At 61.9% G+C, this 19,378-nt stretch carries 20 protein-coding genes; 9 read left to right on the plus strand and 11 right to left on the minus strand.

The features are described 5' to 3' along the window. Positions 1-231 precede the first annotated feature (231 nt). The 4 genes from ACK59L_RS04280 to dadA all read right to left on the minus strand — a co-directional run bounded on the left by ACK59L_RS04280 (position 232) and on the right by dadA (position 3,891). Entirely contained in the window at positions 232-681 is a 450-nt protein-coding gene (locus ACK59L_RS04280; protein ID WP_228385158.1) for a cytochrome c5 family protein, read from the minus strand. 109 nt (positions 682-790) lie between these two features. Further along, positions 791-1,339, minus strand: coding sequence for a cupin domain-containing protein (locus tag ACK59L_RS04285; RefSeq protein WP_023532512.1), 549 nt, complete (start codon positions 1,337-1,339; stop codon positions 791-793). A 93-nt stretch (positions 1,340-1,432) separates the two neighbouring features. Next, complete coding sequence (gene alr, locus ACK59L_RS04290) at positions 1,433-2,506, minus strand: alanine racemase (protein WP_409272087.1); 1,074 nt, start codon at positions 2,504-2,506, stop codon at positions 1,433-1,435. Between the two features lie 80 nt (positions 2,507-2,586). Then, positions 2,587-3,891 carry a D-amino acid dehydrogenase gene (dadA, locus tag ACK59L_RS04295; protein WP_409272089.1) on the minus strand — a complete coding sequence of 435 codons (1,305 nt, stop codon included), beginning with the start codon at positions 3,889-3,891 and terminating at the stop codon, positions 2,587-2,589. Between the two features lie 154 nt (positions 3,892-4,045). Between dadA and dadR the strand changes: the two genes are divergently transcribed. Beyond that, entirely contained in the window at positions 4,046-4,534 is a 489-nt protein-coding gene (dadR, locus tag ACK59L_RS04300) for a transcriptional regulator DadR (RefSeq protein WP_003258963.1), read from the plus strand. A 22-nt stretch (positions 4,535-4,556) separates the two neighbouring features. Here dadR and ACK59L_RS04305 read toward each other — a convergent pair whose 3' ends face one another. Continuing rightward, positions 4,557-4,910, minus strand: coding sequence for a YkgJ family cysteine cluster protein (locus ACK59L_RS04305; RefSeq protein ID WP_409272091.1), 354 nt, complete (start codon positions 4,908-4,910; stop codon positions 4,557-4,559). A gap of 267 nt (positions 4,911-5,177) precedes the next feature. Between ACK59L_RS04305 and ACK59L_RS04310 the strand changes: the two genes are divergently transcribed. Together ACK59L_RS04310 and ACK59L_RS04315 are read left to right on the plus strand one after the other, a co-directional pair. Beyond that, on the plus strand, positions 5,178-6,125 hold the full coding sequence (locus tag ACK59L_RS04310) for an RHS repeat-associated core domain-containing protein (RefSeq protein WP_409272093.1): 948 nt from the start codon (positions 5,178-5,180) through the stop codon (positions 6,123-6,125). Positions 6,126-6,216: 91 nt separating this feature from the next. After that, positions 6,217-7,509, plus strand: coding sequence for an NAD(P)/FAD-dependent oxidoreductase (locus ACK59L_RS04315; RefSeq protein ID WP_409272095.1), 1,293 nt, complete (start codon positions 6,217-6,219; stop codon positions 7,507-7,509). A 6-nt stretch (positions 7,510-7,515) separates the two neighbouring features. Here ACK59L_RS04315 and ACK59L_RS04320 read toward each other — a convergent pair whose 3' ends face one another. Continuing rightward, a complete protein-coding gene (locus ACK59L_RS04320) occupies positions 7,516-7,746 on the minus strand; it encodes a DUF1127 domain-containing protein (RefSeq protein ID WP_196134683.1) in 231 nt (76 codons plus the stop codon). A gap of 176 nt (positions 7,747-7,922) precedes the next feature. Here ACK59L_RS04320 and ACK59L_RS04325 point away from each other — a divergent pair, with 176 nt between their 5' ends. Both ACK59L_RS04325 and ACK59L_RS04330 read left to right on the plus strand, forming a co-directional pair. Further along, positions 7,923-9,353, plus strand: a complete 1,431-nt coding sequence (locus tag ACK59L_RS04325) for a PLP-dependent aminotransferase family protein (RefSeq protein WP_058638841.1) — start codon at positions 7,923-7,925, stop codon at positions 9,351-9,353. Positions 9,354-9,411: 58 nt separating this feature from the next. Then, the gene (locus ACK59L_RS04330) at positions 9,412-10,965 is read left to right on the plus strand and encodes a phospholipase D family protein (RefSeq protein ID WP_409272097.1); all 1,554 of its coding nucleotides are present in this window, start codon (positions 9,412-9,414) and stop codon (positions 10,963-10,965) included. A 10-nt stretch (positions 10,966-10,975) separates the two neighbouring features. Here ACK59L_RS04330 and ACK59L_RS04335 read toward each other — a convergent pair whose 3' ends face one another. After that, positions 10,976-12,115: an MFS transporter gene (locus tag ACK59L_RS04335; protein ID WP_058638839.1), complete on the minus strand. Its 1,140-nt coding sequence runs from the start codon at positions 12,113-12,115 to the stop codon at positions 10,976-10,978. A 178-nt stretch (positions 12,116-12,293) separates the two neighbouring features. Continuing rightward, a complete protein-coding gene (locus ACK59L_RS04340; RefSeq protein WP_078479347.1) occupies positions 12,294-13,787 on the minus strand; it encodes an aldehyde dehydrogenase in 1,494 nt (497 codons plus the stop codon). 193 nt (positions 13,788-13,980) lie between these two features. Between ACK59L_RS04340 and ACK59L_RS04345 the strand changes: the two genes are divergently transcribed. Continuing rightward, positions 13,981-14,340 carry a cupin domain-containing protein gene (locus ACK59L_RS04345; RefSeq protein WP_392526910.1) on the plus strand — a complete coding sequence of 120 codons (360 nt, stop codon included), beginning with the start codon at positions 13,981-13,983 and terminating at the stop codon, positions 14,338-14,340. An 83-nt stretch (positions 14,341-14,423) separates the two neighbouring features. On the opposite strand, the gene rpmG is transcribed toward ACK59L_RS04345, so the two are convergent. Then, complete coding sequence (gene rpmG / locus ACK59L_RS04350) at positions 14,424-14,579, minus strand: 50S ribosomal protein L33 (RefSeq protein ID WP_003253507.1); 156 nt, start codon at positions 14,577-14,579, stop codon at positions 14,424-14,426. Between the two features lie 11 nt (positions 14,580-14,590). Then, complete coding sequence (rpmB, locus tag ACK59L_RS04355; protein WP_003253504.1) at positions 14,591-14,827, minus strand: 50S ribosomal protein L28; 237 nt, start codon at positions 14,825-14,827, stop codon at positions 14,591-14,593. A gap of 361 nt (positions 14,828-15,188) precedes the next feature. Here rpmB and ACK59L_RS04360 point away from each other — a divergent pair, with 361 nt between their 5' ends. After that, entirely contained in the window at positions 15,189-16,778 is a 1,590-nt protein-coding gene (locus ACK59L_RS04360; protein ID WP_058602777.1) for an ABC transporter substrate-binding protein, read from the plus strand. A 102-nt stretch (positions 16,779-16,880) separates the two neighbouring features. On the opposite strand, the gene radC is transcribed toward ACK59L_RS04360, so the two are convergent. Beyond that, positions 16,881-17,561 carry a RadC family protein gene (gene radC / locus ACK59L_RS04365; protein WP_409272100.1) on the minus strand — a complete coding sequence of 227 codons (681 nt, stop codon included), beginning with the start codon at positions 17,559-17,561 and terminating at the stop codon, positions 16,881-16,883. 123 nt (positions 17,562-17,684) lie between these two features. On the opposite strand from radC, the gene coaBC reads away from it, so the two are divergent. Both coaBC and dut read left to right on the plus strand, forming a co-directional pair. Beyond that, the gene (gene coaBC / locus ACK59L_RS04370; RefSeq protein WP_023532606.1) at positions 17,685-18,896 is read left to right on the plus strand and encodes a bifunctional phosphopantothenoylcysteine decarboxylase/phosphopantothenate--cysteine ligase CoaBC; all 1,212 of its coding nucleotides are present in this window, start codon (positions 17,685-17,687) and stop codon (positions 18,894-18,896) included. A gap of 5 nt (positions 18,897-18,901) precedes the next feature. After that, entirely contained in the window at positions 18,902-19,357 is a 456-nt protein-coding gene (gene dut / locus ACK59L_RS04375) for a dUTP diphosphatase (RefSeq protein WP_409272102.1), read from the plus strand. The last annotated feature ends 21 nt before the right edge of the window (positions 19,358-19,378 follow it).

Consider the following 19,378-nt stretch of genomic DNA (forward strand, 5'->3'; position numbering starts at 1 on the left):
ACAGGCAGGTGGACTGGTTGGTTGCCTGGGCGGGAAGAGGAAGCCGCGGACACCTGGGGCAATCGACAACTCGGTGGTCTTCAGGCGCAGCGCCGGTCTAAGCGTACGCAGTGCCTGTATGAGCGGCCTCGCCGGGACGCCGGACCGGCCGCGATGGGCCGCGAAGCGGCCCCGGCAAGACGAGATGCGAAGCTAAAATACTGGGACTGCTACGCTGCACATTGCAGTAACTTACAGGCCAGACATCTTCTCAATAGCGGCCTTGAGCTCATCATCCGAACAATCCGCGCAAGTGCCCTTCGGCGGCATGGCGTTGATGCCCGTTATGGCCTTGGCCAGGATGCCATCCAACCCACCCTGGTGGTCGGCACGCTCCTTCCAGGCTGCGCTGTCGCCCACTTTCGGCGCGCCGAGCAGGCCCGTGCCATGGCAAGCCGTGCAATGCTTGGCGATGATGTCGTCGGGCGTTCTGGCAGACCCGGCGCCAGCACTGGCGGTCACGGCCATGCCCTTGCATTCCTGGCCCTGGATACACACCTTACCGACCGGTTCCAGGCGCTTGGCAATATCGTCATTGGTCGCAGCGGTAGCGGTAATTGCCCACAGGGCCAGTACGGCGGCCGGGATGGCCAGCATCTTCTTGACTTGATTCACGCGAACACCCTCATGGTGGCTAATCATGCTCGCGGCCACGGATCCTCGAGCGCCGAAAAGTATAACGGCAAGCCCGAAGCCGGGAAACGACCCTACACAGGAAAGGGGTATTGACGCGTCAATGCACTGCGCTGGATCAAAAGTTCGAGGGGGTGGCGGCGCTGATCAAGCGTGCTGGCTGTTCGAACGGGTTACGAAAACGGTGCGGGCGGGTGCTTTCGAAGTAATAGCTGTCGCCTGCTTCGAGAATGAACAGCTCGGTACCGACCACCAATTCCAGGCGGCCTTCAAGCAGAATGCCAGTCTCTTCGCCATCATGGGTCAGCATTTCGGCACCGGTGTCGGCGCCGGGCGGGTACACCTCGGTCAGAAAAGCGATGGCACGGTTGCGGTGCGATTTGCCAACCAGCTTCATGGTCACTGCACCATCGGAGATGTCGATCAGTTCGTGGGCTTTGTAGACGATCTGCGCAGGGCTCTCGGGTTCGAGCTCCACGGAAAAGAACTCGACCATGGACATGGGAATGCCGCTCAGTACCTTGCGCAGCGAACTGATCGACGGGCTCACACTGTTTTTCTCGATCATCGAGATGGTGCTGTTGGTAACCCCCGCGCGCTTGGCGAGTTCACGCTGGGACAGGCCCTTGAGCGTGCGGATGGCTTGCAGTCGTTCGCCGACGTCCAAAGCTGGAGCCTCCTGAGACGGGTATGCGGGTGGATGTGAGCGATATCATGGCAACGCCGTTCAGTATTTACAACACACCACCCGCCTGACGCCCTAGTCCCCAATGTATTCCCGGGGCACCCGCTTGAGATTGCAGAAGATCTGGTAAGGAATGGTACCGGCCTGGCTCGCCACCTCAGCGGCATGGACCTGCTTGCCCCATAGTTCGACTGGGCTGCCGACGGTCGCCTGCGGCACGTCGGTCAGGTCGATGCTCAGCATGTCCATCGACACGCGACCGATGAGCGGGACCCGGCTGCCAGCAACCATGACCGGCGTACCGTTGGGCGCCTGGCGAGGGTAACCGTCGGCGTAGCCCATGGCGACCACGCCTACACGGGTGGGCCGCGTGCTGACGAACGTGGCGCCGTAACCTACCGGCTCGCCGGCCGGCAGCTCCCGCACACTGATGACCCGTGACTGCAGTGTCATGACCGGCTGCAGGCGTTGGGCCTGAGCTTGAGGCATATCGAACGGCGTTGCGCCGTAGAGCATCAGCCCTGGGCGCACCCAATCACCGGCTGCCTGGGGCCAACCCAGCACGGCTGGAGAGTTGCGCAGGCTGCACTCTGCTGCCAAGCCCTGGCGCGCGGTTTCGAAAACGGCAATCTGCTCGGCCGTGGCCTGCGCACCCAGCTCATCGGCACGGGCGAAATGGCTCATGAGCACGATGCGCCCTACCTTGCCGCAGGCCAGCAGGCGCTCATAGGCATCGCGATAGTCCTTGGGATGCAGCCCTACACGGTGCATGCCGGTATCGAGCTTGAGCCAGACGGTGAGCGGGCTGGCCAGCGGGCTTTTCTCGATGGCCTCCAATTGCCAGGCCGAATGCACGACGCACCACAGGTCATGCTCGACGATCAACGGCAGCTCACTGGCTTCGAAGAAGCCCTCCAGCAGCAGGACCGGGCCCCTGATGCCGGCCGCACGCAGCTCCAGCGCCTCCTCGATGCAGGCCACCGCAAACCCGTCCGCTTCGGGCTCGAGCGCCAACGCGCAGCGCACGGCACCATGGCCGTAGGCGTCGGCTTTGATCACGGCAAGCGCCTTGGCGCCGGTCAGTCCACGGGCGAGACGGTAATTGTGGCGCAGGGCCTGGAGGTCGATCAGGGCACGGGCGGGGCGCATGCGGCTGCCTTAAAAGTCATACGGGTTGAAATCGAAGCTGGAGCATTCGCAGGTCACCGGCGAATACCCCAATGGATGGCTTACTGCTGATGGGCAGGCGAACCATGCCCATGACGGGCCACTTCGCGGCTACTGCCATAGCGCGAGATGTCCAGCCCCTCTGCACTGATCTGCGGTTTCTTGCGCGCGATCAGGTCAGCCAGCAGACGACCCGAGCCACAGGCCATGGTCCAGCCCAGCGTGCCGTGACCTGTATTGAGGAACAGGTTACGGAAGGCGGTTGCACCCACGATGGGGGTACCGTCTGGCGTGGCGGGACGCAGCCCAGTCCAGAAACTGGCCTGGCTCAAATCCCCGCCGCGAGGATAAAGGTCGTTGACGATCATCTCCAGCGTTTCGCGTCGACGGGGGTTGAGCGACAGGTCGAAGCCGGCGATCTCAGCCATGCCTCCAACACGGATACGGTTGTCGAAACGGGTGATGGCGACCTTGTAGGTTTCGTCGAGGATGGTCGAGGCAGGTGCCATATCACCGTTGGTGATGGGTACGGTCAGGGAGTAGCCCTTCAACGGATAGACCGGCGCCTTGATGCCCAGGGGCTTGAGCATCTGCGGCGAATAGCTGCCCAATGCCAGCACGTAGCGGTCGGCGGTTTCGAGCTTGCCATCGATCCAGACACCGTTGATGCGGTCACCTGCATGATCCAGGCGCTGTATGTCCTGCCCGAAGCGGAACTCCACGCCCAGGTTGCGGGCCATTTCTGCCAGCTTGGTGGTGAACAACTGGCAATCGCCGGTCTGGTCGTTGGGTAGGCGCAGGGCGCCGGCGAGAATGCCCTTCACATTGGCCAGGGCAGGTTCGACGCGGGCGATGCCATCGCGGTCGAGCAATTCATAAGGCACGCCTGACTGCTCAAGCACAGCGATATCCTTGGCAGCTGCATCGACCTGGGCCTGGGTACGGAACAGCTGGGTAGTCCCCAGGCTACGGTTCTCGTACGCAATGCCGGTTTCGGCGCGCAGTTCGTCGAGGCAGTCGCGGCTGTACTCGGACAACCGCACCATGCGCTCCTTGTTCACGGCATAGCGGTTGGCCGTGCAGTTGCGCAGCATCTGGGCCATCCACAGGTACTGGTCTACGTCACCGGTCAGCTTGATGGCAAGCGGAGCGTGGCGCTCGAGCAGCCACTTAACGGCTTTCAGAGGCACCCCCGGCGCCGCCCACGGCGAGGCATAGCCAGGCGAGATCTGGCCGGCGTTGGCAAAGCTGGTTTCCATGGCCACCGCTGGCTGGCGGTCCACCACCGTCACTTCGAACCCTTGCCGGGCCAGGTAATAGGCACTGGCGGTTCCGATCACGCCGCTACCAAGTACCAGAACTCGCATCGTTTCTTTCCCCTCGCGGCCTGCCGCGGTGTGTTGTTGGACTGCCATTGATGGGCGAAGTATAGGAATTCGAGAGCAGTGCAATTCACTATATAAAAGCCTATTATTGGCGAGAATTCTCGGCACAATGGCCTTTGACGGAGGGGCATCCCCTATGAGAACCCAGCATCAAAGTAAGCGTGAACTGGACAAGATCGACCGGAACATCCTGCGCATCCTGCAGAACGACGGGCGTATCTCCTTCACCGAACTGGGCGAAAAGGTCGGCCTCTCCACCACGCCGTGCACCGAGCGCGTGCGCCGGCTGGAACGTGAAGGCATCATCATGGGCTATAACGCCCGCCTGAACCCACAGCACCTCAAGGGCAGCCTGCTGGTCTTCGTGGAAATCAGCCTGGACTACAAGTCTGGCGATACCTTCGAGGAGTTTCGCCGGGCGGTCCTGAAGCTGCCGCACGTGCTCGAATGCCACCTGGTTTCCGGCGACTTCGACTACCTGGTTAAGGCGCGCATTTCGGAAATGGCTTCGTATCGCAAGCTGCTTGGCGACATCCTGCTCAAGCTGCCCCACGTGCGTGAGTCCAAAAGCTACATCGTGATGGAGGAGGTGAAGGAAAGCCTCTGCCTGCCGATCCCGGACTGACGCCGGGCCCTACCGCAAACGCCTAGACCAGCACTTGCCGGGTGGTGGCAATGAACTGGTGCACCAGTTGCTCGGCCGCAGGGTCGATCATGGGTTCGGGCCCACGCCCACGCGGGCAGGCCAGTCGTGGGGTGGTACCGAACAGGCGACAGATCAGTGGCCGCTCTTCATATACCGTGCAGCCCTGGGGCCCCAGGTGCACGCAGTCCAGGCGCTCCAGGGCAGCGTCCTGTTCGGCCTGGGATTTGCGCGGCAGCCGAGCCATCTCTTGCGCCGAGGTGGTAACCGGCCCGCAGCAGTCATGGCAGCCAGGCTCGCATTCGAACGAAGGGATGAGTTCGCGCAGGAAGTGAATTTTGTGGCGGTTACAGGACATGTTTTGGATGGGTAACGGTTCGGGTTTACGAGCGGGGACGTGGGGTTTAAGGTCTGTACGAAAAGCCATGATACTCGGTGATGCTGCGTTGAAGACAGCTTCGCAATGGTTAGTCACAACCCCTAAACTCTGCTTCCTCGACTGTTTTCGCCTTGCTTGATCTTCGTCCAAGACTTCCACCCAGGCCCTAACATTTTTGCCAGTTGTGGCCGCGTGCAAGACTTACTACCATGCCGTATGGGACTCGATCACCCGCGAGCGCTTCTCATGATAACGCCAAATTATTTTTTCTACTGCAGCGGCAATTTGGCACTGATCCTGGACCGCGAGAAGCATCTTCGGTTGTTCAAAGCGGCAGGTCTGTTGTGCGGGACCAGAGGTCCGCTTGATGTCACGTTGCTTGCCGTCGATCCCAAACAAACACCCCAGATGGCGTACTCAAGATCCAAAATGACAGTTCCAAGTCTAGGGCCCTTTGGCTTTGGAATTGCGGATGAGACACAGCCTGTCGGCTATAATGGTGAGCATCTGGATCTCCAAATTGGTGGTTATCTATTAGGTGCGGGGCGTCGCTGCTACAGCACTCGCCTGATGCGTTTCATCAGTTACGACATGCTCAGCCCGTTCGGTAAAGGTGACATCAATGGGTTTGCCTATTGCTCAAACGATCCGGTCAACTACGTAGACCCTACAGGCCGCATTAGAGGCACCATCAAAAGGATCAAATCGATTTTCATACCACCTGCTCGAGACACGGCAGGGCCACCTGCCTATTCACCGGCGGCACCTGATGCGATTGTCTATGGGCCAAATCAAAGACGCCCGCCCAATTACTTCGGCTACGGGGACCCACCTCCGGATTACTCGCCAGGAGGCAACCCATCAGTTACAGATAATGTTCCTTCCTATCTGATGGTGCCCGCTAGGGGCGAAGCAGTTCTGGAACTCAGAAATGACGAATTAATACAAGTCAAGTCACTCACCGAGTATTATAAGGCGATGGACGATGCCCGAGATAATCGGCTGTCACTCTCTGCCCAATCCAGAGCCATGAGCACACTGAAGATAAATATAAAAAGCACCCTTCCCATGCAGACGGATAATGGGATCATGGATGCGGTTCGTACAGCTCACCAGCTCTACGATAGAAATGGTTCCCGCCATGTACAGTCTCAAACCTATTTCCTAAATGTCTCATCAATACGGCGCAGCTGAATCACCCGCAGGCGTTGGGCTTATAGCAGGTTGCTCCCTCTACCCTCGGGCTTGTCTTCCTCTGCTGGCCGATAACTTCAGGATCCGCTCAATGACACACAGCGCGCGGCACGCCGCCTCTTATTACGCCGCCAGCAGCGCGCCACACCCTGACTACTCCTTCCTGCAAGGCGAGCACACCGCCGATGTGTGCATCATCGGTGGTGGCTACTCCGGTTTGAACACGGCCCTGGAGTTGGCCGAGCGTGGCTTCTCGGTGATCCTGCTCGAAGCGCGCAAGATCGGCTGGGGCGCCAGTGGGCGCAACGGTGGGCAGTTGATCCGCGGGGTCGGCCATGGTCTGGAGCAGTTCCTGCCGGTTATCGGCGAGCAGGGCGTTCGCGACTTGCAACTGATGGGGCTGGAGGCCGTGCAGATCGTGCGCGATCGTGTAGCGCGGCACGCCATCGCCTGCGACCTGACCTGGGGCTATTGCGACCTGGCCAACAAGCCGGCGCAAATGGCGGGCCTGGCCGAAGAGGCCGAACACTTGCGCAGCCTGGGTTACGCCCACGAACTGCGGCTGGTCGCAAAGGATGACATTCACGATGTGGTGGGCTCGCAGCGCTATGCAGGCGGGCTGGTGGACATGGGCTCTGGCCACTTGCACCCCCTTAATCTGGCGTTGGGCGAAGCCGCGGCAGCCGCGCGCCTGGGTGTGAAACTCCACGAGCAGTCCGAGGTGACCCGCATCGACTATGGCCCGCAGGTGCAGGTACACACCGCCCAGGGCCGGGTCCGGGCGCAAACGCTGGTCCTGTGCTGCAACGCCTACCTCAATGGTTTGAACGGTGAGCTGGGCGGCAAGGTATTGCCCGCCGGCAGTTACCTCATCGCCACCGAGCCGCTGGGTGAAGCGCGTGCACGCTCGCTGTTGCCACAGAACATGGCCGTGTGCGACCAGCGCGTGGCGCTGGACTACTACCGCCTGAGCGCAGATCACCGGCTGCTGTTCGGCGGCGCTTGCCATTATTCCGGGCGCGATCCAAAGGATATCGCCGCCTACATGCGGCCCAAGATGCTGCGCGTGTTCCCTCAGCTGGCCGACGTACGCATCGATTACCAGTGGGGCGGCATGATCGGGATCGGCGCCAACCGCCTGCCTCAGGTGGGCCGCCTGCCTGATCAGCCGAACGTTTACTACGCCCAGGCCTACGCAGGCCACGGGCTGAACGCTACTCACCTGGTCGCCCGCCTGCTCGGGGAAGCCATCAGCGGCCAGCAGAGCGGGCGTTTCGACTTGTTTGCCAAGGTGCCACACATGACTTTCCCAGGCGGCAAGCACTTGCGCTCACCTTTACTGGCCTTGGGCATGCTGTGGCACAGGCTCAAGGAGCTGGTGTGAAAACAGTCACGGCTTCCAGAAAGGCTTGCAGCCTTCTGAGCGCGCCTCTTGCCAGCTGAGACCCACATCGCGCAGTTCATGGTCGCTCAACTGTAATAGCGCCCTGCGGGTGTGCCAGCGGCGCAGCATCAGCCGCCAGCGGCTCAAAGCCTGGGGCGCAACGTGGGTTTTGCTTCGCTGCAGGGCCTTTTTTTCGCCTACCGACTGTTCGATGCGCACATCGCTCAAGCTTCCCATCGCTGCTGTCTCCCTTTCGATGACAATGTGGGGACAGCATGCCGGGTGCACGGCCTGACAATACAGATCCAAAAAAGCGTTATTATTTGGATACAGATCCGACTTACAGGTAACTGAATGCTGCCTTTTCTGCCAATCTGTATGGTGCGTTGACCGGCGCAGCCCAGGAGTATGACGTGACACTCTACCTGAACCTTGCCGAGGTACTCGGCGCGCGTATCGAACAGGGCCTCTATCGGCCCGGCCAGCGGCTGCCATCGGTGCGGGCACTGAGCGTGGAGCATGGGGTGAGCCTGAGCACCGTGCAGCAGGCCTACCGCATGCTCGAAGACAGTGGCATGGTCTCGCCACGGCCAAAGTCCGGCTACTTCGTGAGCGACCATCGCCATCTGCCGGCCTTGCCGGCGGTCAGCCGGCCAGCCCAGCGCCCGGTGGACATTTCCCAATGGGAGCAGGTTCTGGAGCTGGTGCGCAGTACCCCGCAACCGGGGGTGATACAGCTTGGACGGGGCATGCCGGACATTGAAAGCCCTACCCTCAAGCCGCTGTTGCGCAGCCTCGCCAGGCTCAGCCGTCGCCAGGACATGCCCGGGCTGTATTACGACAATATCCACGGCAACCTGGCCTTGCGTGAACAGGTGGCACGCCTGGCCCTGGACTCTGGTTGCAGGCTCTCGCCCTCTGAGTTGGTGGTGACGACAGGCTGCCACGAAGCCCTGTCGTGCAGCATCCGCGCCGTGTGCGAGCCTGGCGATATCGTTGCGGTGGACTCGCCCAGCTTCCATGGCGCCATGCAGACGCTCAAGGGCCTAGGCATGAAGGCGCTGGAGATCCCCACAGACCCGGTGACGGGCATCAGCCTCGAGGCGCTCGAACTGGCCCTTGAGCAGTGGCCGATCAAGCTCATCCAGATCACCCCAAGTTGCAACAACCCGCTGGGGTACATCATGCCCGAGGCTCGTAAAAAGGCCCTGCTGAACCTTGCACAGCGCTACGACGTAGCCATTCTCGAGGACGATGTCTACGGTGACCTGGCCTATACCTACCCTCGGCCACGGACGGTCAAGTCATTCGATACGCAAGGCCGCGTGCTGTTGTGCAGTTCATTTTCCAAGACGCTTGCCCCTGGCCTGCGTGTCGGTTGGGTAGCGCCTGGGCGCTACCTGGAGCGGGTCCTGCACATGAAGTACATCAGCACGGGCAGCACCGCCAGTCAGCCTCAATTGGCGGTGGCGGACTTCATCGCCAACGGGCATTACCAACCCCATGTGCGGCGCATGCGCAGCCAGTACCAACGCAGCCGTGAATTGATGAGCGACTGGGTGACCCGGTATTTTCCGCAAGGCACCCGCGTAAGCCGTCCGCAAGGCGGCTTCATGCTGTGGGTGGAATTGCCGGAACATTTCGATACCTTGCAGCTCAATCACGCCTTGTTGGAGCAAGGCGTACAAGTGGCCGTGGGCAGCATCTTTTCCGCTTCCGGCAAGTTCCGTCACTGCCTGCGCATGAACTTCGCCGCCAGGCCCACTGCGCAAATCGAGGCGGCGGTGCGCAAGGTTGGTGAGACCGCCCAACGCTTGCTGGACGAGGACATCATCGCGACGTAACTTTGCGTTGCCCGCCACTGTCCAATCCCAAAGCCCTGCTGCACAGGACGATCCACCGTTGAAACTCCAGCGAGCCCTACCCTTGCTGCTGACGCTGCTGCTCGGCGTCTGCGGCTGCGCCAGCGTCGATACGCCGCGCCAAACCAGTCAAGCCCTGCCCGCCGATGGCTCGTCGTTCGGCCGCTCGGTGCTGCGCCAGGCAGCCCCTTATGAAGGCCGTTCCGGCTTTCGCCTACTCCCCAACAGCAACGAGGCTTTCCGGGCGCGCGCCGAGCTGATACGCAATGCGCAGGCCAGCATCGACGTGCAGTACTACATCGTCCATGACGGGCTCAGCACCCGCGCCCTGGTCCATGAGCTGTTGCGGGCGGCCGACCGGGGCGTGCGCGTACGCATCCTGCTGGACGACACCACCAGTGACGGCCTGGATGCAATCATGGGCACCCTCGCCGCCCACCCGAACATCCAGATCCGTGTGTTCAACCCCCTGCACCTGGGGCGCGCCACCGGGGTCACGCGCGCCATGGGCCGGTTGCTCAACCTGTCGCGTCAGCACCGACGCATGCACAACAAGCTGTTCCTGGTGGACAACAGCATGGCCATCGTCGGCGGGCGAAACCTGGGCGACGAGTACTTCGATGCCGAGCCCAACCTGAACTTCACCGACATCGATCTGCTGGGTGTGGGCCCTATAGCAGAACAGTTGGGACACAGCTTCGATCAGTACTGGAACAGCGCCCTGAGCCGCCCGATCACCGATTTCCTCTGGCACCAGCCCAATGCCAGCGACCTGCGCACCAGCCGCCATCGGCTGGAAGTCTCGCTGGCCGAAGCCAGAACCCGGCGCAAGGTCTTGTACGACCGCTTGATGGCCTACCAATCCCAGCCGCGACTGGACGCCTGGCGCAACGAACTCATCTGGGCTCATGCCCAGGCGCTATGGGACGCCCCCAGCAAGGTGCTGGCCGATGACGAGCCTGATCCACAGCTACTGCTGACCCGACAACTGGGCCCTGACCTGCGCGATGTGCGTCACGAACTGATTCTGGTCTCCGCTTATTTCGTACCCGGCGAACCGGGGCTGCTTTACCTCACCCAGAGTGCCGACGCGGGTATTTCAGTAAAGCTGTTGACCAACTCACTGGAGGCTACCGATGTGCCTGCCGTACACGGCGGTTATGCACCTTACCGCAAGGCGCTGCTGGAGCACGGGGTGAAGCTGTATGAAATGCGCCGCCAGCCCGGAGACCCCAGCGCGGGCAAACTGAGTTTCCATGGCAGCTCCAACTCCAGCCTGCACAGCAAGGCGATCGTGTTCGACCGTCACAAGACGTTCATTGGCTCTTTCAATTTCGATCCACGTTCGGTGCTGTGGAACACCGAAGTCGGCGTATTGGTCGACAGCCCCGAACTTGCCGAATACACCCGTGCACTGGCGGTGCAGGGCATGGCACCGGCCCTGAGCTACCAGCCTGAGCTCGTGGCCGGCAAGCTGGTCTGGGTGACCGAGCAAGACGGGCAGCGGCGGGTGCTCACGTCAGAGCCTGGTAGCCTGTGGCGACGGTTCAATGCCTGGATCAGCAAGGCGGTCGGGCTGGAAAAGATGCTCTAGCGCTGCACCGTCACGCAGCCGCTGGCTCGAACGCTCCGCGTCGCCGGGTCAGCACCACAAGCCCAGCGGCGCCTGCTGCCATCAGCAGCGGCAAGGCATGCCCACTGATCCACTGGCTGCCTGCGCCGGCCAGCAACGGCCCCAGCAGACAACCGATGCCCCACAGCTGGGCCACGTGGGCATTGGCCCGCACCAGGGCATCGTCTCGATAGCGCTCGCCGATCAACACCAGCGACAAGGTGAACAACCCCCCAGCGCTAGCGCCGAACAATACCCACACAGGCCAGATGGCCCAGGTGTGCAACAGCAGGGGGATGGCAAGGCTCGACCCCAGCAATGCCAGCGCGCAACCGGTGAACAGCGCGCGCCGCGACATATGGTCCGCCAGTGCGCCAATGGGCAACTGCAGCACCGCATCGCCGACCACTACCGTACTGACCATGAACAACGCGATTTCCGTGCTCAGGCCCTGTTGCAGGCAGTACACAGGCAGCAGGGTCAGGATCATGGCTTCGAACGAAGCGAACAACGCAATGGCCCAGGCGATCACGGGCAGCCTTCTGCAGAAGGCGAACAGGTCGGCAAAGGTGACGTTGCAAGCCTCTGTAGAGGGCGCGCCCCCGCGGCCCAGCAACAGCAAGGGCGATACCAGCAGCAGGCCGGTCGCCGCCCAGAAGCCGAAGTCGTCATCCGACCCCAGCATGCCCAGCACCAGCGGACCCGCCAGTTGGCTAAGCGCATAGCTACTCCCGTACAGAGCCACCAGCCGTCCGCGCCACTGCTCGACCACCAGTTGGTTGATCCAGCTCTCACCCAGCACGAACACCACGGTCAACGCCATGCCGATCAACAGCCGCAGCACCAGCCAAAGCGGATAGCTTGGCAGCAGGGCCAACAGGCCAATGGACAATGCCCCGCCCCACAGGCACAGGCGCATGGCCGCAGGCACGCCCACCCACCCGGCAAGCCGGCTGGCCAGGCTGGCGCCGGCCAGCACGCCCAGGGCAGGCATGGCGGCCATGACGCCAATGGCGAAGCTGCCATAACCCCAGGCTTCCAGACGCAAGGACACCAACGGCATGCTCACACCCAATGCGAGCCCGACACTCAGCACCGATGCCAGCACGGCAAAATAGGTTCCCCAACGCATGACGGCCTCCCAGGCAGCATTCTTGTACGGCAGAAACGACGAAGCCGGGACGGTATGCGCCGCCCCGGCCAGTGTTGGAATGTCAGGCCCCTCGGGCAGTCGAGCTTGCTCAGTCCCGGCTCAGCTCGCGAAAGCGTGCCAGGGCCTTGGAAGCCGACCTGCCGAGGGGCCGCTGGACTTACAGCTTGATCCAGGTGGCCTTGAGCTCGGTGTACTTCTCCAGCGCGTGCAGCGACTTGTCACGGCCGTTACCCGACTGCTTGAAGCCACCGAATGGCGCGGTCATGTCGCCGCCATCATATTGGTTGACCCAGACACTGCCGGCGCGTACGGCACGGGCCGTCCTGTGCGCCTTGGAAATGTCCGAAGTCCAGATGCCTGCCGCCAACCCATAGGGTGTGTCGTTGGCGATGGCAACCGCCTCCTCGGCCGTGTCGAAGGCAATCACGGACAGTACTGGGCCGAAGATTTCTTCCTGGGCGATTTTCATGGCATTGGTCACGCCGTCGAAGATGGTCGGCTCGACGTAGGTGCCGCCGGTATCTTCCAGCGTCCGCTTGCCGCCGGTCAGCAGCTTGGCGCCGTCCTTGTGGCCCGCCTCGATGTACGACAACACGGTATTCATCTGCTGGGTATCGACCAGTGCACCCACGGTGGTCTGCGGGTCCAGCGGGTTGCCGGGCTTCCAGGCCTTGAGGGCCTCGACCACCATGGGCAGGAAGGTGTCCTTGATCGAGCGCTCCACCAGCAAGCGCGAACCTGCGGTGCACACTTCACCCTGGTTGAAGGCGATGGCGCTGGCAGCAGCCTGGGCGGCGGCCTCAAGGTCTGGCGCGTCGGCGAAGACGATGTTCGGGCTCTTGCCACCGGCTTCCAGCCAGATGCGCTTCATGTTCGACTCGCCTGCATACACCATCAGCTGCTTGGCGATCTTGGTCGAACCGGTGAATACCAGGGTGTCGACGTCCATGTGCAGGGCCAGGGCCTTGCCCACGGTGTGGCCATAGCCAGGCAGCACGTTCAGCACACCTGCTGGGATACCGGCTTCCACTGCCAACTGAGCGATGCGTATAGCGGTCAGCGGTGACTTCTCGGAAGGTTTGAGCACGACCGAGTTGCCCGTAGCCAACGCTGGGCCCAACTTCCAGCTCGCCATCAGCAGCGGGAAGTTCCAGGGAACGATGGCACCCACCACGCCCACTGGCTCGCGTGTGACCAGGCCCAGTTGATCGTGCGGCGTCGGAGCGACTTCGTCGTACACCTTGTCGATGGCTTCGGCTGTCCAGTGAATGGCATTGGCAGCGCCTGGGATATCGATGCTGGAGGAGTCACCGATCGGTTTGCCCATGTCCAGTGTTTCGAGCAGCGCCAGCTCTTCGACGTTCTTGCGCAGCAAGTCGGCGAAGCGGATCAGGATGGCCTTGCGCTTGGCTGGGGCCAGCTGTGACCATACGCCCGAGTTGAAGGTCGCGCGGGCGTTTTCGACCGCGCGGTTGGCGTCGGCCAGGTCGCAGCTGGCAACCTTGGCCAGGAAGCGTCCGTCGACCGGGCTCAGGCACTCGAAGGTTTCACCGGATGCGGCATCGGTGTATTCGCCGTTGATGAAGGCGCGGCCTTCGATCTTCAGTTGCTGGGCACGTTGTTCCCAGTCTGCACGAGTCAGGGTGGTCATACGAAACTCCTCCTCTTGTTTAGGTGCAACGCTGCACTGAGGACTTGCAGGCGTTGTCAGGGTCCGGGCGTGCGGCAGGCGCACACAGGCATGCGATACCCTAAACCAGCGCTTTCAAACTATCAATATATTTGACACTATCAGCTCAAACGCCCAGTGATGTTAATTTTATTGAACATGCAGGAGCCTCTTTATGAGTATCGACAGTATCATCGACTTCGCCCAGGCCATCACCGAGGCCGAGCGCTATCGCCCCGCCGCCGAAAAAGTGCTCAAAGGCGAGCCGGACCAGGCCGTGTACAACCACTATGCAAGCCCCTGCGGGCAGTTTGCCGCTGGCGTCTGGGAGGGGGAAGTGGGCCAGTGGGAGGTCAACTACACCGAGCATGAGTACTGCGAAATCGTGCAGGGCGTGTCGGTGCTGCGCGACGAACGGGGCGCCAGCAAGACGCTGCGTGCGGGTGATCGGTTCGTCATACCCGCCGGATTCAAAGGGACATGGGAAGTGCTGGAGCCTTGCCGCAAGATCTATGCATTGTTCGAGCAGAAGTGATCCCTGGCCAGCTGACCCTTTCGGCCAGACATAAAAAAACCCGCCTCTCTTCAGGGGCGGGTTTTTTTCAGGTCGCCGATCAATTACTTGATCTTGGCTTCCTTGTACACCACGTGCTTGCGAACAACGGGATCGTATTTCTTGATCTCGATTTTGTCCGGGGTGGTGCGCTTGTTCTTGTCGGTGGTGTAGAAGTGGCCGGTACCGGCACTCGAAACCAGACGGATCAATTCACGCATGATGCTCTCCCTTAAACCTTGGCGCCAGCTTTACGGATGTCAACCAGTACGGCATCGATGCCGCGCTTGTCGATGATGCGCATGCCTTTGGCGGAAACGCGCAGACGCACGAAACGCTTCTCGGATTCAACCCAGAAACGGTGGTGCTGCAGGTTTGGCAGGAAACGACGACGGGTTTTGTTGTTTGCGTGGGAAATGTTGTTCCCGGTTACTGGACCCTTACCAGTAACTTGACAGACTCTCGACATGACTCAGCCCTCTAAAACCACATGCCCAACCCGGCATGGGTTGGCCGCTTAATCTCTCAGTCTTTGGCGCCGAGGCGCCGTGATTCTGGAGGTCTTATCGACCGGATTCGCTGATGCGACAGGCCGAGCCCCTAGAAAAGAGCGCTGCTTTATACCAGAAAGACTCGATTGCAACAATACCTGATCAACATTCGAGCCGAGGCGAACCGCCGCGAGCAGCATGACCGAAGGCCCTATCAGGCGCCGACCGTTCGTCGCCAATATTGTAAAAAAGAGTGTGGTCATTTTCTGGCAGTCACACTAGGGTAGGCCTTTTCCAGACTGCACTGGCAGATGGGCCACTGACAGCCAAGGAGCCACCATGCGTGCCGCCGCCCTTTCCTTATTGTTCACCTCCCTGCTTGCCGTGGGTGCAGCCCAGGCAGCGCCACTGAGCGTTTGCAGCGAAGCCAGCCCCGAAGGCTTCGACGTGGTGCAGTACAACTCGCTGACCACCACCAATGCCACGGCCGATGTGCTGATGAACCGCCTGGTGGAATTCGACGCAGGCAAAGGCAAGGTGGTGCCGAGCCTGGCCGCCAGCTGGACGGTGTCAGCCGATGGCCTGGTGTACGATTTCACCCTGCGCGACAACGTGAAGTTCCATACCACTGCCTATTTCAAGCCCAGCCGTACGCTCAATGCCGACGACGTATTGTTCAGCTTCCAGCGCATGCTCTACCCCGCTCACGCCTGGCACAAGACAGCGCCCGGCGGCTACCCCCATGCCCAGTCGCTGCAACTGGGCAGCCTGATCAAGACGATCGACGCGCCGGCGCCCAATACCGTGCGCTTTACCCTTACCCACCCGGATGCGACCTTCCTGGCCACCCTGAGCATGGGCTTTGCCTCGATCTATTCAGCCGAATATGCCGACAAGTTGCTCAAGGCGGGCACGCCCGAGAAACTCAACAGCCAACCCATCGGCACCGGGCCATTCGTCTTCCAGCGGTTCCAGAAGGACGCGGTGGTGCGCTATCGCGCCAACCCTGACTACTTTGCCGGCAAGCCAGCCGTCGACCCACTGATCTTCGCCATCACCACCGATGCGAACGTGCGCCTGCAGAAACTCAAGCGCAACGAGTGCCAGGTAGCCCTGTCGCCCAAGCCACTGGACATTGCCGAGGCCAGCCAGGACAGCAGCCTCAAGGTGGCCAGCACGCCAGCGTTCATGACGGCATTCATCGCGCTCAACAGCCAGCACCCACCATTGGACAAGCCAGAGGTGCGCCAGGCCATCAACCTGGCCTTCGACAAACAGGCCTACGTGAAGGCTGTTTTCGAAGACTCGGCGATTGCGGCCAATGGCCCGTATCCGCCCAATACCTGGAGCTATGCCAAGGACCTGCCCGGTTACCCACTGGATGTGAAGAAAGCCAAGGCCCTGCTGGCCAAGGCCGGCCTGGCGGACGGCTTCAGCACAACGATCTGGACACGCCCTTCCGGTAGCCTGCTCAACCCCAACCCCAGCCTGGGCGCGCAGATGCTGCAGGCTGATCTCGCCAAGGTGGGCATCAAGGCTGAAATTCGGGTGATCGAATGGGGCGAACTCATCCGCCGCGCCAAGGCCGGCGAGCATGACCTGCTGTTCATGGGCTGGGCAGGCGACAACGGCGACCCGGATAACTTCCTCACCCCGCAGTTCTCCTGTGCAGCGGTCAAGTCCGGGACCAACTTCGCGCGGTTCTGTGACAATCGCCTGGATCAGCTGATCAGTGCCGGTCGCACCACCAATGATCAGAGCGTGCGCAGCCGGCTGTACCAGCAGGCGCAGACCCTGATCCAGCAGCAGGCGCTGTGGGTGCCATTGGCGCATCCCACGGCGGCGGCCCTGCTGCGTCAGGGTGTCGAGGGTTATCAGGTCAACCCGTTCGGCCGGCTGGACTTCAGCAAGGTGAGCGTGACCAAGTAGGCCTTAGTACGCTTGAGCGTTGCGGCGATCGGGTAAGGCGCCACCCTTACCCCCGGTCATGACAGGTCATCCTGAACTGCGCCGCGCTCGCGGTGGCGTGCCCTAAGCTACGACCCACCCGTGCTCGGCCATGGACAGCGGCTCCCCGTCGCCAATGATGATGTGATCCAGCACGCGTACATCGATCAAGGCCAGCCCACGCTTGAGCGAAAGGGTCAGGTGCACATCCTCTTTGCTGGGTTCGCTGTTGCCCGAAGGGTGGTTGTGACAGAGGATCAGCGCCGCGGCGTTGTGCATCAATGCACGCCGCACCACTTCCCGCGGATAGACACTGGCTCGGTCGATGGTACCCCTGAACAGGATCTCGAACGCCAACGGTCGGTGCTTGGTGTCCAGAAACAGGCAACCGAACACCTCGCTGGGTTCATGGCGCAGCATGGCCTTGAGGTAGCGCCGTACGGCCTGGGGTTCCTCCAGCGCCGCGGCGCGGGTGATCCCTTCATCGAGGTAGCGACGACCGATTTCCAGCAATGCCTGCAGCTGTGCGTATTTGACCTCCCCTATGCCAGGCTCGCGCAAGACCGCCCGCCGATCGGCCTCGAGAAACGGCCGCAAGCCGCCAAAGCGCACCAGCAGGCCGCGCGCCAGGTCAAGCACATTGCGCCCTGCAACGCCTGACCCCAGCAGCACAGCCAGCAGTTCGGCGTCAGACAGCACCGCCGCCCCACGCTGCAGTAGCTTTTCCCTTGGCCGATCCTGAGCCGGCCATTCCCTGATGTTCATCGCTGCCCTGCCCTTGCTGCGGCCCATTTCGGCCCTGTGTTAATCTATTTGCCCTCGTACATGCGACGCTCTGCCGCACGCAGTTCCTGTCGCCGCCCGCTTTCACTGGAAAAAGGCAACCCTATGCAGCGGCTGTATCGCAAGCGCATCGTTCTTGGCGTCGGTGGTGGCATCGCCGCCTACAAGAGCGCCGAACTGATCCGCCGACTCCTGGAGCACGGCGCCCAGGTGCGTGTCGTCATGACCCGCGGTGGCGCTGAATTCATCACGCCGCTGACCTTGCAGGCGCTGTCCGGCCACCCGGTGCACCTGGACCTCCTCGACCCGGCAGCAGAGGCGGCCATGGGCCATATCGAGCTGGCCAAATGGGCTGACCTGGTACTGATCGCTCCGGCCACCGCCGACCTCATGGCACGCCTGGCCCAGGGCATGGCCGATGACCTGTTGACGACCCTGGTACTGGCCACCGATGCCACCGTTGCCGTCGCCCCGGCCATGAACCAGGCCATGTGGCGTGACGCTGCGACCCAGGCCAACCTCCAGGTGCTCAGGAGCCGCGGCATTCAGGTGTTCGGCCCTGCCTCGGGCAGCCAGGCCTGTGGCGACGTAGGCCTGGGCCGCATGCTCGAGGCCACCGACCTGGCCTGGTGCGCCGCCGAGAGCTTCAAGCGCCAGGCATTGACCGGCAAGCACGTGCTGATCACCGCCGGCCCCACCCAGGAGAACATCGACCCGGTGCGCTACATCACCAATCATAGCTCCGGGAAGATGGGCTTTGCCCTAGCCGAGGCGGCCGCCGAAGCCGGGGCTCGGGTGACCCTCGTGACCGGCCCTGTGCACCTACCCACCCCCGACCGGGTCAGCCGTATCGACGTGGTCAGCGCGCGGGACATGCTGGCGGCCTGTGAGGCGGCCATGCCATGCGACCTGTTCATCGCGTCGGCGGCGGTGGCGGACTACCGCCCAGAGGTGATAGCGCCACAAAAACTGAAGAAAGATCCCACGACTGGCGATGGCATGCTGCTGCAGATGGTGCGCAATCCCGATATCCTTGCCACCCTGGCCGGTCGCACCGACCGCCCTTTCAGTGTCGGCTTCGCCGCCGAGACCGAACACTTGCTCGATTACGCCACGCGCAAGCTCAAGGATAAAAACCTCGACCTGATCGTCGCCAACGATGTGGCCAACCCCAGCATCGGCTTCAACAGTGAAGAGAACGCCTTGACCGTGATCGATCGCCAGCAGCACCAGACCCTCTTCGCGCAGACCAGCAAGGGCAAGATCGCCCGCCAGCTGGTTGCCTTCATCGCCGAACGGCTCAACCAGGTTCAATAAGTTACATGCACGCATTACAAGCCAAGATCCTCGACCCACGCCTGGGTACCGAATTTCCGTTGCCGCAATACGCCACGCCGGGGTCTGCCGGCCTGGACCTGCGCGCCCTGCTCGCGCAAGACACGGTGCTCGAACCCGGCCAGACGGTGCTGATTCCGACAGGCCTGTCCATCCATATCAGCGACCCGGGTCTTGCCGCACTGGTGCTGCCGCGCTCGGGCCTGGGCCACAAGCATGGCATCGTGCTGGGCAACCTGGTTGGGCTGATCGATTCGGATTACCAGGGCGAGCTGATGGTGTCGTGCTGGAACCGCGGTACCACCACCTTCACCATCGCAGTCGGTGAGCGTATCGCCCAACTGATGCTCGTGCCCGTGGTACAGGCGCAGTTCGAGATCGTCGAGTCGTTCGACCAGAGCCAGCGCGGCGCCGGTGGCTTTGGTCATTCCGGCACCCGTTGAACCGGACATGAGCAAAATCGC

Source organism: Pseudomonas sp. KCJK9111 (genome assembly GCF_046231935.1).
Taxonomy (GTDB): Bacteria; Pseudomonadota; Gammaproteobacteria; order Pseudomonadales; family Pseudomonadaceae; genus Aquipseudomonas; species Aquipseudomonas parafulva_B.

Excerpts from the sequence above, each read along its gene's own strand:
- ACK59L_RS04280 (WP_228385158.1), bottom strand. The coding sequence starts at position 681 with ATGATTAGCCACCATGAGGGTGTTCGCGTGAATCAAGTCAAGAAGATG.
- alr (WP_409272087.1), bottom strand. The coding sequence starts at position 2,506 with ATGCGCCCCGCCCGTGCCCTGATCGACCTCCAGGCCCTGCGCCACAAT.
- dadA (WP_409272089.1), bottom strand. The coding sequence starts at position 3,891 with ATGCGAGTTCTGGTACTTGGTAGCGGCGTGATCGGAACCGCCAGTGCC.
- dadR (WP_003258963.1), top strand. The coding sequence starts at position 4,046 with ATGAGAACCCAGCATCAAAGTAAGCGTGAACTGGACAAGATCGACCGG.
- ACK59L_RS04305 (WP_409272091.1), bottom strand. The coding sequence starts at position 4,910 with ATGTCCTGTAACCGCCACAAAATTCACTTCCTGCGCGAACTCATCCCT.
- ACK59L_RS04310 (WP_409272093.1), top strand. The coding sequence starts at position 5,178 with ATGATAACGCCAAATTATTTTTTCTACTGCAGCGGCAATTTGGCACTG.
- ACK59L_RS04315 (WP_409272095.1), top strand. The coding sequence starts at position 6,217 with ATGACACACAGCGCGCGGCACGCCGCCTCTTATTACGCCGCCAGCAGC.
- ACK59L_RS04320 (WP_196134683.1), bottom strand. The coding sequence starts at position 7,746 with ATGGGAAGCTTGAGCGATGTGCGCATCGAACAGTCGGTAGGCGAAAAA.
- ACK59L_RS04335 (WP_058638839.1), bottom strand. The coding sequence starts at position 12,115 with ATGCGTTGGGGAACCTATTTTGCCGTGCTGGCATCGGTGCTGAGTGTC.
- ACK59L_RS04340 (WP_078479347.1), bottom strand. The coding sequence starts at position 13,787 with ATGACCACCCTGACTCGTGCAGACTGGGAACAACGTGCCCAGCAACTG.
- ACK59L_RS04345 (WP_392526910.1), top strand. The coding sequence starts at position 13,981 with ATGAGTATCGACAGTATCATCGACTTCGCCCAGGCCATCACCGAGGCC.
- rpmG (WP_003253507.1), bottom strand. The coding sequence starts at position 14,579 with ATGCGTGAATTGATCCGTCTGGTTTCGAGTGCCGGTACCGGCCACTTC.
- rpmB (WP_003253504.1), bottom strand. The coding sequence starts at position 14,827 with ATGTCGAGAGTCTGTCAAGTTACTGGTAAGGGTCCAGTAACCGGGAAC.
- ACK59L_RS04360 (WP_058602777.1), top strand. The coding sequence starts at position 15,189 with ATGCGTGCCGCCGCCCTTTCCTTATTGTTCACCTCCCTGCTTGCCGTG.
- radC (WP_409272100.1), bottom strand. The coding sequence starts at position 17,561 with ATGAACATCAGGGAATGGCCGGCTCAGGATCGGCCAAGGGAAAAGCTA.
- coaBC (WP_023532606.1), top strand. The coding sequence starts at position 17,685 with ATGCAGCGGCTGTATCGCAAGCGCATCGTTCTTGGCGTCGGTGGTGGC.
- dut (WP_409272102.1), top strand. The coding sequence starts at position 18,902 with ATGCACGCATTACAAGCCAAGATCCTCGACCCACGCCTGGGTACCGAA.